At 69.1% G+C, this 14,855-nt stretch carries 14 protein-coding genes; 5 read left to right on the top strand and 9 right to left on the bottom strand.

Annotated elements, in window-relative coordinates:
• Positions 1-33: 33 nt before the first annotated feature.
• The 8 genes from HZ992_RS17470 to HZ992_RS17435 form a co-directional block, all read right to left on the bottom strand.
• Positions 34-1,293, bottom strand: a complete 1,260-nt coding sequence (locus tag HZ992_RS17470; protein ID WP_209383094.1) for a phenylacetate--CoA ligase family protein — start codon at positions 1,291-1,293, stop codon at positions 34-36.
• Positions 1,286-1,588 carry a hypothetical protein gene (locus HZ992_RS17465; protein WP_209383093.1) on the bottom strand — a complete coding sequence of 101 codons (303 nt, stop codon included), beginning with the start codon at positions 1,586-1,588 and terminating at the stop codon, positions 1,286-1,288. Before HZ992_RS17465 ends, HZ992_RS17470 begins: the two co-directional genes overlap by 8 nt.
• A 10-nt stretch (positions 1,589-1,598) precedes the next feature.
• Positions 1,599-2,405, bottom strand: a complete 807-nt coding sequence (locus HZ992_RS17460; RefSeq protein WP_209383092.1) for an ABC transporter ATP-binding protein — start codon at positions 2,403-2,405, stop codon at positions 1,599-1,601.
• A gap of 101 nt (positions 2,406-2,506) precedes the next feature.
• Positions 2,507-3,838, bottom strand: coding sequence for an ABC transporter substrate-binding protein (locus HZ992_RS17455; RefSeq protein ID WP_209383091.1), 1,332 nt, complete (start codon positions 3,836-3,838; stop codon positions 2,507-2,509).
• A gap of 58 nt (positions 3,839-3,896) precedes the next feature.
• Positions 3,897-4,961, bottom strand: coding sequence for a branched-chain amino acid ABC transporter permease (locus HZ992_RS17450; RefSeq protein WP_209383090.1), 1,065 nt, complete (start codon positions 4,959-4,961; stop codon positions 3,897-3,899).
• 4 nt (positions 4,962-4,965) lie between these two features.
• Positions 4,966-5,895: a branched-chain amino acid ABC transporter permease gene (locus tag HZ992_RS17445; protein ID WP_209383089.1), complete on the bottom strand. Its 930-nt coding sequence runs from the start codon at positions 5,893-5,895 to the stop codon at positions 4,966-4,968.
• A gap of 9 nt (positions 5,896-5,904) precedes the next feature.
• Complete coding sequence (locus HZ992_RS17440) at positions 5,905-6,690, bottom strand: ABC transporter ATP-binding protein (protein ID WP_209383088.1); 786 nt, start codon at positions 6,688-6,690, stop codon at positions 5,905-5,907.
• Positions 6,691-6,692: 2 nt separating this feature from the next.
• Positions 6,693-8,639 carry an AMP-dependent synthetase/ligase gene (locus HZ992_RS17435; protein ID WP_209383087.1) on the bottom strand — a complete coding sequence of 649 codons (1,947 nt, stop codon included), beginning with the start codon at positions 8,637-8,639 and terminating at the stop codon, positions 6,693-6,695.
• A 136-nt stretch (positions 8,640-8,775) separates the two neighbouring features.
• On the opposite strand from HZ992_RS17435, the gene HZ992_RS17430 reads away from it, so the two are divergent.
• Together HZ992_RS17430 and HZ992_RS17425 are read left to right on the top strand one after the other, a co-directional pair.
• On the top strand, positions 8,776-9,516 hold the full coding sequence (locus HZ992_RS17430; protein WP_209383086.1) for a Crp/Fnr family transcriptional regulator: 741 nt from the start codon (positions 8,776-8,778) through the stop codon (positions 9,514-9,516).
• 123 nt (positions 9,517-9,639) lie between these two features.
• Complete coding sequence (locus tag HZ992_RS17425; RefSeq protein ID WP_209383085.1) at positions 9,640-9,951, top strand: hypothetical protein; 312 nt, start codon at positions 9,640-9,642, stop codon at positions 9,949-9,951.
• Positions 9,952-9,960: 9 nt separating this feature from the next.
• On the opposite strand, the gene HZ992_RS17420 is transcribed toward HZ992_RS17425, so the two are convergent.
• On the bottom strand, positions 9,961-10,857 hold the full coding sequence (locus tag HZ992_RS17420; RefSeq protein WP_209383084.1) for a 5'-nucleotidase: 897 nt from the start codon (positions 10,855-10,857) through the stop codon (positions 9,961-9,963).
• A 129-nt stretch (positions 10,858-10,986) separates the two neighbouring features.
• On the opposite strand from HZ992_RS17420, the gene HZ992_RS17415 reads away from it, so the two are divergent.
• The 3 genes from HZ992_RS17415 (at position 10,987) to HZ992_RS17405 (ending at position 14,853) form a co-directional block, all read left to right on the top strand.
• Entirely contained in the window at positions 10,987-11,193 is a 207-nt protein-coding gene (locus HZ992_RS17415) for a hypothetical protein (RefSeq protein WP_209383083.1), read from the top strand.
• Positions 11,194-11,305: 112 nt separating this feature from the next.
• Complete coding sequence (locus HZ992_RS17410; protein WP_245213088.1) at positions 11,306-12,064, top strand: response regulator; 759 nt, start codon at positions 11,306-11,308, stop codon at positions 12,062-12,064.
• Positions 12,061-14,853 carry an ATP-binding response regulator gene (locus HZ992_RS17405; protein WP_209383082.1) on the top strand — a complete coding sequence of 931 codons (2,793 nt, stop codon included), beginning with the start codon at positions 12,061-12,063 and terminating at the stop codon, positions 14,851-14,853. Before HZ992_RS17410 ends, HZ992_RS17405 begins: the two co-directional genes overlap by 4 nt.
• Positions 14,854-14,855 lie beyond the last annotated feature (2 nt).

Here is a 14,855-nt window from a genome sequence, read left to right as displayed (position 1 = left end):
CGCGCCGAGGACAACGGGGATGCAGGAACGAGGCTATTTGTAGCTGCGCGCGTCCTCGATCACCTTGCCGTCGTTGGGCAGGCTGCCCGGCGCGCACAGCACGATGTCGGCGCGCAGCTTGGTCACGTCGCGCACGCTCTCGGCCACGCGCGCAGCGAGGCCGTCGGGCGTGCCGGGTACCTCGACGTGCAGCGTCATCGTGTCGTTGGCCATCTCGCCGGCCACGACCAGCCGCGCACGCTGTGCACCTCGGTGGCGGCGCGCCACTTCGGCGACCTGGCTCGGGTGCACGAACATGCCGCGCACCTTGGCTGTCTGGTCGGCGCGGCCTAGCCAGCCCTTGATGCGGGTGTTGGTGCGGCCGCTGGGGCAGGGGCCGGCGAGTACCGCCGACAGGTCGCCGGTGCCGAAGCGAACCATCGGGTAGTCGGCCTGCAGCACGGTGATCACCACCTCGCCCACTTCCCCCTCGGGCACCGGCTCGCCGGTGCCGGGGCGCACGATCTCCAGGATCACGCCTTCGTCGAGCACCAGGCCTTGCCGCGCGCTCGTCTCGTAGGCGATCAGGCCGACGTCGGCCGTGGCATAACACTGGTAACCCTGCACGCCGCGCTCAGCGAGCCAGTCGCGCAGGCTGGGCGGGAATGCCTCGCCGCTGACCAGCGCCTTGCTCAGCGAGGGCAGGGCGATGCCGGCCTCGGCCGCCTTCTCGAAGACGATGCGCAGGAAGCTCGGCGTGCCGCAGTAGGCGTGCGGGCGCAGCTCCTGCATCGCCTGCAACTGCAGCTCGGTGTTGCCCACGCCGCCGGCGAACACGGTGCAGCCCAGTGCGTGCGCACCGGTCTCCATCATCGAGCCGGCCGGCGTGAGGTGGTAGCTGAAGCTGTTGTGGATCAGGTCGCCGGCACGGAACCCCGCGGCGTGCAGCGCCCGCGCGATGCGCCAGTAGTCGCGGCCCTCGCCCTCGGGCTCGTAGATCGGGCCGGGTGACTGGAACACGCGCTTCGCGCCGCGCGGGGCGCGCAGGCCGGCCCAGCCGATGGCGGAGAAGCCGCCGAACGGGTCCTGCGCCCGTTGTGCCTTCTGGCGTTCGAGCAGTTCATGCTTGCGCAGCACGGGCAGCCCGGCCAGCGCGGCACGCGTGGTGACGCTGGCGGCGTCGACGCCGGCGAGCAACTCGCCGAACGCGGCGGTGCGCTGCGCAACGGCCACCTGGCGCGGCAGCGCGGCCAGCAGAGCCGCCTCGCGGGCGGCGGGGTCGCGGGTTTCCAGCGCGTCGTAGTGGTCAGTCATCGCTGTCGTTCCAGGTCGCGAGCTTCTTCTTCAGGTCGGCGACGAAGTCGCGCACGGCTGCGCTGTCGCGCAGGGTCTTGTCGGTCCACTCGGGGCTGCTGCGGCTCGGGCGTTTGACGATCGAGGCTTTCAGCGTGGCGCCGTCCAGGGCGACCTTGGCGATCGCCACGCCGCGCCGGTCGAACCGGCCTTCACGCTCGCTCAGGCCCAGTTCGCGCAGCTCGCGCTTCGCGCGCTGCAGCGCCTCGTCCGCCTTGAACGGCGGCGGTGCGAAGCCGAAGGCGTCGTCGCTCATCGCGGCCCCGTCAGGCCAGCCAGCGCTTGCGGCGCTTGTAGCTCTTCACGTCGCGGAAGCTCTTGCGGTCGCCGCCGCCCACGCCGAGGTAGAACTCCTTGACGTCCTCGTTCTCGCGCAGCGCCTTGGCTTCGCCGTCCATCACGATGCGGCCGTTCTCGAGGATGTAGCCGTAGTCGGAGTAGCGCAGCGCGATGTTGGTGTTCTGCTCGGCGAGCAGGAAAGTCACCTTCTCCTTGGTGTTGAGGTCCTTGACGATCTCGAACACCTCTTCGACGATCTGCGGCGCCAGGCCCATCGAGGGCTCGTCGAGCAGCACCATCTTCGGGTTGGCCATCAGCGCGCGGCCGATCGCGCACATCTGCTGCTCGCCGCCCGAGGTGTAGGCGGCCTGCGAGGTGCGGCGCGTCTTCAGCCGCGGGAAATAGTTGTAGACCTTCTCCAGCGTCTGCGCGATGGCGGCCTTGCCGTCCTTGCGCGTGTATGCGCCGGTCATCAGGTTCTCCTCGATGGTCAGGTGGGCGAAGCAGTGCCGGCCCTCCATCACCTGGATGACGCCGCGCTCGACCATGTCGGAGGTCGACAGCTTCTCGATGCGCTCGCCGCGCAGTTCGATGCTGCCCTTGGTGACCTCGCCGCGCTCGCCGGCCAGCAGGTTGCTCACGGCGCGCAGCGTGGTCGTCTTGCCCGCGCCGTTGCCGCCGAGCAGCGCCACGATGCCGCCTTCGGGCACCTGCAGCGACACGCCCTTGAGCACCAGGATCACGTGGTTGTAGATGACCTCGATGCCGTTGACGTTGAGGATGATGTTGCTCATGGTGTCTCGGTGCGATCAAGCAGTCGCCGCGGAACCGGCTTGGCCGGGCCGCTGGCGACGCCCCCTTGAGGGGGAGCGGCGTCAGCCGCTCCGGGGGTGGGTCAAGACTGGCAATCCTCCGGCGTGCGACGGGTCAGCTTCTTCTCCGCCGCGTACTTGTCGGCGGCGGCCTTGATCATCGGCTTGATGATCGAGTCGTCGCTCTGGTACCAGTCGGAGCTGAAGTTCCACTTCGCGCCGTCCCAGGTGTGCACGCGTGCCCAGGTGGCGCCGCGGTGGTCGGCGCACGAGGTGCTGATCGGCCGCATCACGCCGGCGAAGCCCAGGGCATCGAGCTTCTTCTGGTCGAGCGCCAGGTTCTCGTAGCCCCAGCGGGCCTGCTCGCCGGTCATGACCTTGCCCTTGCCGTAGCGCTCCTGCGCGCGGCGCACGCCTTCGACCGCCAGCATGGCCGCCGACAGGCCGCGCATGTACAGCACCTGGCCGACCTCGTCCTTCGGCCCCGTGCCCTGGCCCTTGCCGTGCACCTGCGCCAGGACGTCCTTGACGATCTTGGAGTTCGGCTCGGCACCATGCTGCAGCGCCAGCGCGTTGTAGCCCTTGGCACCGTCGCCCACGTCCTTCACGTCCGGCTCGGCGCCGGCCCACCACACGCCGTACATCTTGTCGCGCGGGAAGCCGGTGGCCACGGCCTCCTTCAGTGCGGTGGAGTTCATCACGCCCCAGCCCCACAGGAAGACGTAGTCAGGGCGGTTCTGGCGGATCTGCAGCCAGGCGGCCTTCTGCTCCACGCCCGGGTGCGTCACCGGGATCAGCTGCAGGTCGAAGCCGTGCATCTTGCTGCGCTCCTGCAGCAGCGGAATCGGCTCCTTGCCGTACGGGCTGTCGTGGTAGACGAGGGTGATCTTCTTGCCCTTGAGCTTGTCGAGGCTGCCTTCCTTCTTGCCGACGTGCTGCAGCAGGATGTCGGCGGCGTCCCAGTAGGTGCCGGTGAGCGGGAAGTTCCACTTGAAGACGTTGCCGTCCGTGCTCTCGCTGCGGCCGTAGCCGGCGGTGATGAGCGGGATCTTGTCGCCCGGGGCCTTCTCGGTCAGCGCGAAGGTGATGCCGGTGGACAGCGGCTGGAACACCGTGGCGCCCTTGCCCTTGAGGCGCTCGTAGCACTCCACGCCCTTGTCGGTGGCATAGCCGGTCTCGCATTCCTCGAAGCTGACCTTCACGCCGTTGATGCCGCCCTGGGCGTTCACCAGCTTCAGGTAGTCGACGTAGCCGTTGGCGAACGGGATGCCGTTGGGCGCGTAAGCCCCGGTGCGATAGACGAGCACCGGGAAGAACTGCTCCTTCGCCTGCGCGAAGGCAGAGGGTGCCGTGGCCAGGCCGGCCAGGCCGGACGCGGCGATCGCCGCAGCCATTGTCAGGGACTTGAACTTCATGTCTGCCTCCAGGAGGGGTGGAAAGAGCACTCGGCGGTGCGTGGGTAAAAGAGAGGTGTCAATGCGGGAAGGGCCACAGGCGCAACTTCTCCTTGCCGATCGACCACAGCCGCGCCAGTCCGTGCGGCTCGACGATCAGGAAGAACACGATCAGCGCGCCGAAGATCATGAACGTGAGGTGAGACGCGAGGGCCGTGTCGATCGGGATGCCGAACCAGTAGGGCATGTTGTCCAGCACGATCGGCAACACCACGATGAAGGCCGCGCCGAAGAAGCTGCCCATGATCGAGCCCAGGCCGCCGATGATGACCATGAACAGCAACTGGAACGAGCGGTCGATGTTGAAGGCCGCCGGCTCCCACGAGCCCAGGTGCACGAAGCCCCACAAGGCGCCGGCCACGCCGACGATGAACGAGCTGACGGCGAACGCGGTCAGCTTGGCGTAGACGGGGCGGATGCCGATCACCGCGGCGGCCACGTCCATGTCGCGGATCGCCATCCACTCGCGGCCGATGTGGCCGCGCACCAGGTTCTTGGCCAGCACGCCGAAGACGATCAGGAAAGACAGGCAGAACAGGTACTTCTGAACCGGGGTGTCGATCGGCAGGCCGAGCACCTTGAGGTCAGCCACGCTGACCGAGCCCGACGACGAGTCGTTGGTGAACCACTTGATGCGCAGGAAGGCCCAGTCGGTGAAGAACTGCGCCGCCAGCGTCGCCACCGCGAGATAGAGGCCCTTGATGCGCAGGGACGGGATGCCGAACAGCACGCCCACCGCCGTGGCGCACACGCCGCCCATCAGCAGCGAGACGATCAGCGGCATGCCCTCGATGCGCACCTGGAAGTTGTAGGCCGCGTAGGCGCCCACCGCCATGAACGCGCCCGTGCCGAGCGAGATCTGCCCGCAGTAGCCGACCAGGATGTTCAGCCCGAGCGCGGCCAGCGAGAGGATCAGGAAGGGGATCAGGATCGCGCGGAACAGGTACTCCGGCGCGACGAGGGGCACGACGACGATCGCGAAGGCCAGGATCAGGCCGATCGCCAGGCGGTCCTGAGCGATCGGGAAGACCGCCTGGTCGGCGCGGTAGCTGGTCTTGAACTGGCCGTTTTCTCTGTACAGCATGGTGTCAGACCCGATCGATGATCTTCTCGCCGAAGAGACCCTGCGGCCTCACCAGCAGGAACAGGAGCGCGAGCACGTAGCCGAACCAGATCTCGATGCCGCCGCCGATCATCGGGCCGATGAAGACCTCGGAGAGCTTCTCGCCCACGCCGAGAATCAGCCCGCCGATGATGGCGCCGGGCACCGAGGTCAAGCCGCCGAGGATCACCACCGGCAGGCCCTTGAGCGCCAGCACCGACAGCGAGAACTGAACGCCCAGCTTGCTGCCCCAGATGACGCCGGCGACCAGCGCCACGAAGCCCGCCACGCTCCAGACGATGACCCACACGCGCGACAGCGGGATGCCGATCGACTGCGCGGCCTGGTGGTCGTCGGCCACGGCACGCAGCGCGCGCCCGGTGGCGGTCTTCTGGAAGAACAGGCTGAGCGCGGCGACCAGCGCAGCGGCGATCACCGCCGCGTACAGGTCTTCCTGGCTGACCAGGATGCCGCCAGGGAAGACGCTGTCGAACAGGAAGAGCGGGTCCTTGGGCAGGCCCACGTCGATCTTGTAGATCTGGCTGCCGAACAGGGTCTGGCCGAAGCCGTCGAGGAAATAGGTGATGCCCAGCGTGGCCATCAGCAGCGTGATGCCTTCCTGGTTGACCAGCTTGCCCAGCACCAGCCTCTCGATCAGCCAGGCCACGATGACCATCACGATCATCGCGGCGGCGAAGGCGAGCACGTTTCCGAGCACCTTGTTCTCGATGCCCAATGCCGCAGGGATCCACTCCGAGAAGCGCGCCATCGCCAGTGCCGCGAACAGGACCATCGCCCCCTGGGCGAAGTTGAATACGCCGCTGGCCTTGAAGATCAGCACGAAGCCGATCGCGATCAGCGAATACAGCATGCCGGACATCAGCCCGCCAATCAGTGTCTCGAGGAAGAAGGCCATGGTCTGCTTTCAGTGGCTCGTGCCGAGGTAGGCGCTGATGACGTCGGGGTTCTGGCGCACCTCCTGCGGGGTGCCGTCGCCGATCTTCTTGCCGTAGTCGAGCACCACGACGCGGTCGGAGATGTCCATCACCACGCCCATGTCGTGCTCGATCAGCACGATGGTCGTGCCGTACTCGTCGTTGACGTCGAGGATGAAGCGGCTCATGTCCTGCTTCTCCTCCACGTTCATGCCGGCCATCGGCTCGTCGAGCAGAAGCAGGCTGGGCTCCATGGCCAGCGCCCGGCCCAGGTCGACGCGCTTCTGCAGCCCGTAGGGCAGGCGACCCACCGGCGTCTTGCGGTAGGCCTGGATCTCCAGGAAGTCGATGATCTTCTCGACGACCTCGCGGTGCGCGATCTCCTCGCGCTCGGCGGCGCCCCAACGGATGGCCTGCTGGAAGAGGTTGCTCTTCATGCGCAGGTTGCGCCCGGTCATGATGTTGTCGATCACGCTCATGCCCTTGAAGAGGGCCAGGTTCTGGAAGGTGCGCGCGATGCCCGACTCGGCCACCTGGCGCGAGTTCATGTGCTTGAAGGTCTGGCCGCGCAACGTGATCGAGCCGTCCTGCGGCGTGTAGACGCCGTTGATGCAGTTCAGCATCGAGCTCTTGCCTGCGCCGTTGGGGCCGATGATGGCGCGCACCTCGTGTTCGCGCACGTCGAAGCTGATGTCGGTGAGCGCCTTCACGCCGCCGAATCGCAGGCTGATGTTCTGGACGTCGAGGATGACGTCGCCGATCTTGCGTTCTGCCATGGTCAGGCCGCCTTCTTCATGGCCGGATAGGTCTTCGCATCGGCGATCTTCAGCGTCGCCGAGACCATGCCGCTGCGGCCGTCCTCGAACTTCACCTGCGTCTCGATGTACTGCTCGGCACGGCCTTCGTACAGGGCGTCGACCAGCACCTGGTAACGCTCGCCGATGAAGCCGCGGCGCACCTTGCGCGTGCGGGTGAGTTCGCCGTCGTCGGCATCGAGTTCCTTGTGCAGGATCAGGAAGCGGCTGATCTGGCTGCCGGCCAGCATGGCGTCGGCCGCCAGGTCGGCATTGACTTTCTCGACGCATTCGCGCACCAGTTCGTAGACCTCGGGCTTCTGCGCAAGGTCGGTGTAGCCGGCATAGGGCAGGCCGCGCTTCTCGGCCCAGTTGCCCACCGCCTCGACGTCGATGTTGATGAAGGCGCACACACGGTCACGCTTGTCGCCGAAGGCCACCGCCTCCTTGACGTGCGGGAAGAACTTCAGCTTGTTCTCGACGTACTTGGGCGCGAACATCGCGCCGTCGTTGGCGCCGCCCATGATGCGCCCCACGTCCTTGGCGCGGTCGATGATCTTCAGGTGGCCGCCGGCGTCCAGGAAGCCGGCGTCGCCCGTGTGGTACCAGCCCGCAGCGTCGAGCACTTCGGCGGTGGCCGACGGGTTCTTGTAGTACTCCTTGAGCAGCCCGGGCGACTTGATGAGGATCTCGCCGCTGTCGGTGAGCTTGATCTCCACGCCGGCGATGGGCACGCCCACCGTGTCGGCCTTGGCCTCGTTGTCAGGCTGCAGGCAGACGAACACGGCGGTCTCGGTGGAGCCGTAGAGCTGCTTGAGGTTGATGCCGATCGAGCGGTAGAAGGTGAACAGGTCGGGGCCGATCGCCTCGCCGGCCGTGTACGCCACGCGCACGCGGCTCAGGCCCAGCGTGTTGCGCAGCGGGCCGTAGACGAACAGGTTGCCCAGCGCATAGCTCAGCTTGTCGGCCAGGCCCACCGGCTTGCCGTCCATCAAGGCCGGGCCGACCTTGCGTGCCACGTTCATGTAGTGGTGGAAGAGCTTGCGCTTGATCGCGCTGGCGTCTTCCATGCGGATCATCACGCTGGTCAGCAGGCCCTCGAAGACCCGCGGCGGCGCGAAGTAGTAGGTCGGCCCGATCTCCTTCAGGTCGATCGTCACCGTGGCTGCCGACTCGGGGCAGTTGACCACGTAGCCGCAGGCCAGCCACTGCGCGTAGCTGAAGATGTTCTGGCCGATCCAGGCCGGCGGCAGGTAGGCGAGCACCTCTTCCTTCTCGGTCAGGTGGTCGAAGTCGGCGCCGGCCTTGGCGCGGTCGAGCAGCGTGAAGTGCGTGTGCACCACGCCCTTCGGGTTGCCGGTGGTGCCGGAGGTGAAGAACATCGCCGCCATGTCCTGCGGCGCCCCCTTGGCGACCTCGGCGTCGAAGAAGCCCGGATTCGCCTGCGCATGGGCGCGGCCGGACTCGATCAGCGCGTCGAGCGCGGTCAGCCCGGGCTCGCTGTAGTTGCGCAGGCCGCGCGGGTCGTCGTACCAGATGCGCGTGAGCAGCGGGCACTTCTCGCGGATCTCGAGCAGCTTGTCGACCTGTTCCTGGTCCTCGACGATGGCGAAGCCGACGTCGGCATTGACGATCGGGAAGACGAACTCGGCCGAGGCGGCATCCTGGTACAGCGGGATCGGCACGGCGCCCAGCGCCTGCGCGGCGAGCATCGAGGCGTACAGGCGCGGGCGGTTGTCGCCGACGACGACGATGTGGTCGTCGCGCTTCAGGCCGGCCACGGCCATGCCGCCCGCCAGCTCGCGCACGAGCTGCGCCAGATCGGCCCAGGTGAGCGTCTGCCAGATGCCGTAGACCTTCTCGCGCAGGGCCGGCGCCGTGGGGCGCTGCCTGGCGTGTTCGAGCATCAGTCGCGGAAAGGTGGTCTGCACCGCTGGTCTCCTGTCGGTGTCGGGACTGTAGGAACTAGTTTGACGTCAAGTTGTCGTTGTGACGACAATCTCCGGGACAGACCCGAGGGGACTTTCCCCAGGGGCCAATGTCAGTCCGACGTCAATATCCAAGCGCATGAGCACCCCGATCGCCGAACTCCCGCACCGCCCGGCGCCCCTGCGCCAGCGCGCCCGCTCGCCGCTGCCGGCGGAGCTGTCGATGGTGCCCTGGCTGGAACTGCTCGACGCGACGGAGCACGCGCGCGTCGTCGCGGCACTGCAGGTGGTCGAGGCCGATCCGGGCGACTATGTCTGCAAGATCGGCCGGCAGGCCAATTACTGGTTCGGCGTGCTCGATGGCCTGCTGAAGATGAGCAACGACAGCTCGCTGGGTTTCGCCATCACCTTCACCGGCGTGCCGCCGGGGGCCTGGTTCGGCGAGGGCACGCTGCTCAAGCGCGAGGTCTATCGCTACAACATCGAGCCACTGCGCAAGAGCACGGTGGCCGGCCTGGACATCGCCACCTTCGAGTGGCTGCTCGAGCGCAGCATCCCGTTCAACCGCTATGTGATGAACCAGCTCAACGAGCGGCTCGGCCAGTTCATCGCGGCGCGCGAGATCGACCGCCTGAACGACCCCGACACCCGTGTGGCGCGCAGCCTGGCGGCGCTGTTCCACCCGGTGCTGTACCCGGGGGTGGGCACGCTGCTGCGCATCACCCAGCAGGAGCTGGGCTACCTGGTCGGGCTGTCGCGACAGCGGGTCAACGAGGCGCTGCGCTCGCTGCAGGCCGAGGGCCTGATCGCCATCGAGTACGGTGGCCTGCGCGTGCTCGACCTGCCGGCGCTGCGCCGCCACGTGCACCGCGGCGCGTGAGCTTTGCCACGGCCGTGGCGATCACGGCGGGATTGGCGGCGGAACCCGCGACTTTTCGACGGCTCTCACCGGGCGTGGACGCCGAAGATGGTTGCAGGATCGACTCCATCGAAGCAGGACGCCATGCCCGACTCGACCATCATCGCCAACCGGGGGGAATTCATCGACGCCTTGCGCGCCCTGCGGCGCGGCCACGTGCTGGTGCGGGCCAGCGAGAGCTGGGGTGGCTGCTCGATCGACGGCGGCACGGTGCAGACGGCGTTCCGCCCGCTGGCCGAGTATGCGCTGATCGACGAGTACGACAACCCCGACGGCTTCGAGCACATCCACTACTACCGCCTGACGGAGCGCGGCCGCGAGTTCGCCGAGCGCGCGCTGCAGGCCTGGGAACGGCGCCCGCTGATCGAGCGGCTGGCCACACGATTCCTCGGCTGAGGGCGCCGATCAGCCGTTGACGATGCCCGAGGCCACGTGCCCCGCCGGCACGTGCGGCGCGGCGTTCTCGATGTGGCCGGTCTGGTCGTCGAAGAAGAAGTCGGGCTCGAACTCGCGCAGGAACTCGCCCTTGGGCAGCCCGCCGAGGAACATCGCCTCGTCGACCTCGATGTGCCACTCCATCAGCGTGCGGATGGCGCGCTCGTGCGCCGGCGCGCTGCGCGCAGTGACCAGCGCGGTGCGGATGCGCATGTCCTGCCCGGGTTCGCGCTGCAGGGCCTGCAGTGCCTGCAGCAGCGGCTTGAAGGGCCCGGCCGCCAGCGGCGTGGCGGCCTGCTGGCGCTCGTGGCTCTGGAAGGCGTCGAGCCCGTCGCGCTGGAACACGCGCTCGGCTTCGTCGGAGAACAGCACCGCGTCGCCGTCGAAGGCGATGCGCACCTCGTCGGGGTGGGCGTCGGAGGCCCGCGCCGACTGCGGGTAGACGCGCGCGGCCGGCACGCCGGCGCCCAGCGCCGAGCGCACGTCGGGTTCGTTGGTCGAGAGGAACAGGTTGGCTGCCAGCGGACGCAGGTAGCGCCACGGCGATTCGCCGCGCGTGAACACGCCGCGCTGGATCGGCAGCCCGTAGTGCTGCGCCGAGCGGAACACCCGCATGCCCGACACCGGGTCGTTGCGCGACAGGATCACCACCTCGACACGCTGCTTGCCCGGCGTGTTGAAGGCCAGCAGCTTGTTGACCAGCGAGAAGGCCACGCCCGGCTTGGCGGCGTGCTCCAGCCGCTGCAGCTGCAGCTGCATGTAGGCGCGGTCGTCCGAGGCCTCGAAGACCTGGTTCTCCTCCTCGAAATCGAAGAGGGCGCGCGAGGAGATGGCCACGACCAGCTGGCCGGCGAGGGAGACGGGCATGCGACCCATGATAACGATCGCGCAACACATGAAACACGGCGGGGCCGCGGCCGAAGCCGGCGCGAAACACGGCCGGCCGAACATCGCTTCATCTCGCAGCCACTGGCGCCACCTCCACAGGACGATCCGATGAACGCCTCCGCCACCTTCCCACGCCGCCCGCCCACCGGCTGGTTCTACCTGGCCCGCACCCTGGCCAGCTCGCGCATCTACCGGCTGCAGGCCGGTGAGTGCGCGCCCGAGCCGACGTACCGCAGCGAGTGTTTCCCTGAAGACCTGGCGGACGAGCCGGCGGCCCCGGCGCACGGTCCGGCCACGGCGGCCTGTGCCGCCTGAATCGCCGGAGCTCGGCATGACCTGGCTGGCCACCTCGCTTGCACCGGTGTCGCCGGCCTTGCCCGGTCGATATGATCCGCGCTCGCAATCCTTTGCCGCAGGAGCCTTCCCCGTGAGCCAGGTCCAGATCGCAGCCGGCACCAGCCCGCTGGTGATGGTGGTCGACGACGAACCCGAGTTGCGCGCGCTGCTCGGCGAGTACTTCGCCCGCCACGGCTTCGAGGTGGTGCTGGCCGAAGATGCCGCCGCCGCGCGCCGCCAGGTCGCGCTGCGCCTGCCCGACCTCGCCATCCTCGACGTCAACATGCCCGGCGAGAATGGGCTGTCGCTGGCGCGCTTCCTGCGCGAGAACCATCCGCGCCTTGGCCTGGTGATGCTGACCACCGCCGGCGAGTCGGTCGATCGCATCGTCGGCCTGGAGCTCGGCGCCGACGACTACCTGCCCAAGCCTTTCGAGATGCGCGAGCTGCTGGCGCGCTCGCGCGCCGTGCTGCGCCGCCTCAACGCCGGCCCGGCTGCACCCGCCGCGGCCGAGGCCGAGCCGGCCACCCGTCGCGTCCGCTTCGGCGAATGCGAGCTCGATCTCGACCAGCGCCGCCTGTTCGGGGCCCATGGTGCCGAGGTCGAGATCAGCGCGGCCGAGTACGACCTGCTCGCGCTGTTCGCGCGCCACCCGAACCGGCCGCTGAACCGCGACCAGATCATGGAGCAGGCACACAACCGCGGCTGGGACGTGTTCGACCGCTCGATCGACCTGCGCATCATGCGGCTGCGCCGCAAGATCGAACGAAACCCGGACAAGCCGGAGGTGCTCAAGACGGTTCGCAACGTCGGCTACGTCTACGTTCCCGGGGGCGGGGCCGGCGCGTGACCTTGCCGCAGCCGGTGCCGGACGCGGCGCTGCAGCGCCTGCGCCGAAGTTATGCGCTGCTGATGCTGGCGCTCGGCCTGCCGGTGGCTGCGGCCATCCTCTACGTGCTGGCGCTGCAGTTCGAGATCGTCGCGCTCGGCACCCAGCGGCAGATCGCGATGAGCACCGAGCGCCGCGTGACGCGGCTGGATGCGGTGCTCGCGCCGCTGCGCGACAACCTGCTTCGGCTGCGCAACGCGACGCAGGTGCCCTCGCTGGCGCCCTCCGTCCCGGTGGACCGCGCCTCGCTGCTTGCCAACGCCGACGACACCGCGTACACGATGGACGCGCTGCCCCCGGTGCTGCGCGACAGCGCGCCGCAGGTGCTGCTGGCCGGTCCGCAGCGCAAGGATCCGCGCTGGCGCGGCGCCGCCGTCGAGCAGGCCGCGCTGTTCGCGCAGCAAGCCCGGCTGGTCACCGCCGGGCGCAGTGGCTTCCGGCGCACCTACTACGTCGACGCGCAGGGGTCGCAGCTGTGGGTCTACCCCTGGGTGCGCAGCGACGAACTGCTCGCCGAACTGGGTGCCACCGACGTGGTCGGTGCCATGCAGCGTCTGGCTGCGCGGCATGCCGCGGCCGGCGAAGACGGCCGCGTGTTCCCCGACGCGGTGACCTGGCAGGTCCGGGCCGACGGTGCCATCCGCGCCACTGCCGCGCTGATGCTCAATGACAGCCCGGGCACGGTCACCGGCGAACTGCCGGCCGCGGCGCTGGATGCGGCGCGCATCGATGCCGGCATCGGCCGCTTCTGGGTGCTCGACACGGCCGGGCGCGTGGTGTGGGAGTACAAGGCGCGCGACGAGCCATCCAGTTCGTCGCTGGCAGGCATGCTGCCGGCCCTCGCCCCCGACGACCTGCGGCGCGCGCTCGACGCGCCGCTGGCACTGCCCCTGGGCTCGCTGCTGTTGGCGGCGCGGCCGTCCGCCGTCGCGCCGTGGCGCGCGGTGTACGCCAGCGACAGCGCTCATGTGCGCCGGCTCGTGCTGCGCGATGTGGCGCCGTATGCGGCAGGAGGTGCCGCGTTGCTGGTGCTCTTCCTCGGCGTCGCCACCCTGCTGTGGCGCCGACATGCGCTGCCCTCGCTGCGCCTGGTCGACTACCTGCACCGCAAGGCCTTCGACCTGAATGCCGCCGAGCCTTCGCTGCCGCAGATCTGGGCCCCCTGGGTGCGGCTGACGCGCGAGACCTTCGGCGCCGCGCGCGAGGCGCAGGCACGCGAGCAGCAGGCCCTGGCGCTGAAGTCGGCCATCGTCGACCACGCGCTGGCGGCGATCATCTCCACCGATGCGATGGGCCGCATCGTCGAGTTCAACCCGGCCGCCGAGGCGATGTTCGGCCGCCGGCGCGACGAGGTGCTCGGGCGGCCCGTCGTCGACGTGGCCGTCCCGCCGCGCCACCGTTCCGGGCACGAGGCGGCGATCGCGCGCATGCGCGAGGGCGGCGACGCGGATGCGCTGGGCCGCCGCGTCGAGATGACGGCGATGCGTGCCGACGGCGTCGAGTTCCCGGTCGAGGTGGTGCTGTGGCGCACCGATCTGGCGGGCGAATCGCACTTCACCGCCTCGCTCACCGACCTGTCGGAACGGCGCGCCGCCGCCGAGCAGATCGAACGCCAGCGCGAGGCGCTGCGCCAGAGCGAGAAGCTCGGTGCGATGGGCAGCCTGCTCGCCGGCGTGGCGCACGAGCTGAACAACCCGCTGGCCATCGTGATGGGCCGCGCCAGCCTGCTGGAGGAGAAGTGCGAGGGCGAGCCCGCGCTGCAGTCCGATGCGCGGCGCATCCGCGAGGCCGCCGAGCGCTGCGGGCGCATCGTGCGCACGTTCCTGAACATGGCACGGCAAAAACCCGCCGAACGGCGCAACGTGCAGCTCAACGACCTGGCACGCGCCGCGGTCGACATGCTGGCCTACACCTTCCGCAGCCACGGCATCGAGCTGCAGCTGGCCCTCGCGCCCGAACTGCCCGAGGTCAGCGCCGACGCCGACCAGATCGGCCAGGTGGTGCTCAACCTGCTGGTCAATGCGCAACAGGCACTCGCCGCGGCGCCGGATCCGGCGCAACGCGTGGTGCGCGTGGCCACTGGCGTCGAGGCGCGGCGCGACAACCGCGAGCCGCGCGTGTGGCTGCGCGTGGCCGACAGCGGCCCCGGCGTGCCGCCGGCGCTGCACGAGAGCATCTTCGAGCCCTTCTTCACCACCAAGCCCGAGGGCATGGGCACCGGCCTGGGCCTGGCGGTGTCGCGCTCGCTGGTGCGCGAGCATGGCGGCCAGCTCGGGCTGGAGATCGGCAGCAGCGGTGCGGTGTTCCGCATGAGCCTGCCGATCAGCGGCCGTGCCGACGGTGTCACCGAGCCAGGGGCGCTCGGCAGCGCCGACGGCTCCGGCCCGGCCCGCGTGCTGGTCGTCGACGACGAAGCCGAGATCGCCGAGCTCATGCGCGCCATGCTCGAAGGCGCGGGCTTCGAGGTGGCGACCGCCGAATCCGGCGCGCTGGCCCTGGAACTGCTCGCAGAGGCGCGCTTCGACGCCATCGTGTCCGACCTTCGCATGCCGGAGATGGACGGCGCAGCCCTGTGGCGCGAGGTGAAGGCGCGCCACCCGGCGCTGGCGCGGCGCATGCTCTTCGTCACCGGCGACACGCTGTCGCCGGGGGCCGAGAAGTTTCTCGCCGAGTCGGGCTGCTCGAGCCTGGACAAGCCCTTCGGGCGGGCCGACCTCGTCGACCGCGTGGCCACGCTGCTGATGAACTGAGC

It is taken from the genome of Rhizobacter sp. AJA081-3, from assembly GCF_017795745.1.
Taxonomy (GTDB): domain Bacteria; phylum Pseudomonadota; class Gammaproteobacteria; order Burkholderiales; family Burkholderiaceae_C; genus Piscinibacter.
This window is presented reverse-complemented; position numbering and strand designations above follow the sequence as displayed.

What these genes read in the sequence shown, in the direction of transcription:
- HZ992_RS17440 (WP_209383088.1), bottom strand. Translation starts at nt 6,690, where the DNA reads ATGGCAGAACGCAAGATCGGCGACGTCATCCTCGACGTCCAGAACATC.
- HZ992_RS17425 (WP_209383085.1), top strand. Translation starts at nt 9,640, where the DNA reads ATGCCCGACTCGACCATCATCGCCAACCGGGGGGAATTCATCGACGCC.
- HZ992_RS17420 (WP_209383084.1), bottom strand. Translation starts at nt 10,857, where the DNA reads ATGCCCGTCTCCCTCGCCGGCCAGCTGGTCGTGGCCATCTCCTCGCGC.
- HZ992_RS17445 (WP_209383089.1), bottom strand. Translation starts at nt 5,895, where the DNA reads ATGGCCTTCTTCCTCGAGACACTGATTGGCGGGCTGATGTCCGGCATG.
- HZ992_RS17455 (WP_209383091.1), bottom strand. Translation starts at nt 3,838, where the DNA reads ATGAAGTTCAAGTCCCTGACAATGGCTGCGGCGATCGCCGCGTCCGGC.
- HZ992_RS17460 (WP_209383092.1), bottom strand. Translation starts at nt 2,405, where the DNA reads ATGAGCAACATCATCCTCAACGTCAACGGCATCGAGGTCATCTACAAC.
- HZ992_RS17415 (WP_209383083.1), top strand. Translation starts at nt 10,987, where the DNA reads ATGAACGCCTCCGCCACCTTCCCACGCCGCCCGCCCACCGGCTGGTTC.
- HZ992_RS17465 (WP_209383093.1), bottom strand. Translation starts at nt 1,588, where the DNA reads ATGAGCGACGACGCCTTCGGCTTCGCACCGCCGCCGTTCAAGGCGGAC.
- HZ992_RS17470 (WP_209383094.1), bottom strand. Translation starts at nt 1,293, where the DNA reads ATGACTGACCACTACGACGCGCTGGAAACCCGCGACCCCGCCGCCCGC.
- HZ992_RS17450 (WP_209383090.1), bottom strand. Translation starts at nt 4,961, where the DNA reads ATGCTGTACAGAGAAAACGGCCAGTTCAAGACCAGCTACCGCGCCGAC.
- HZ992_RS17430 (WP_209383086.1), top strand. Translation starts at nt 8,776, where the DNA reads ATGAGCACCCCGATCGCCGAACTCCCGCACCGCCCGGCGCCCCTGCGC.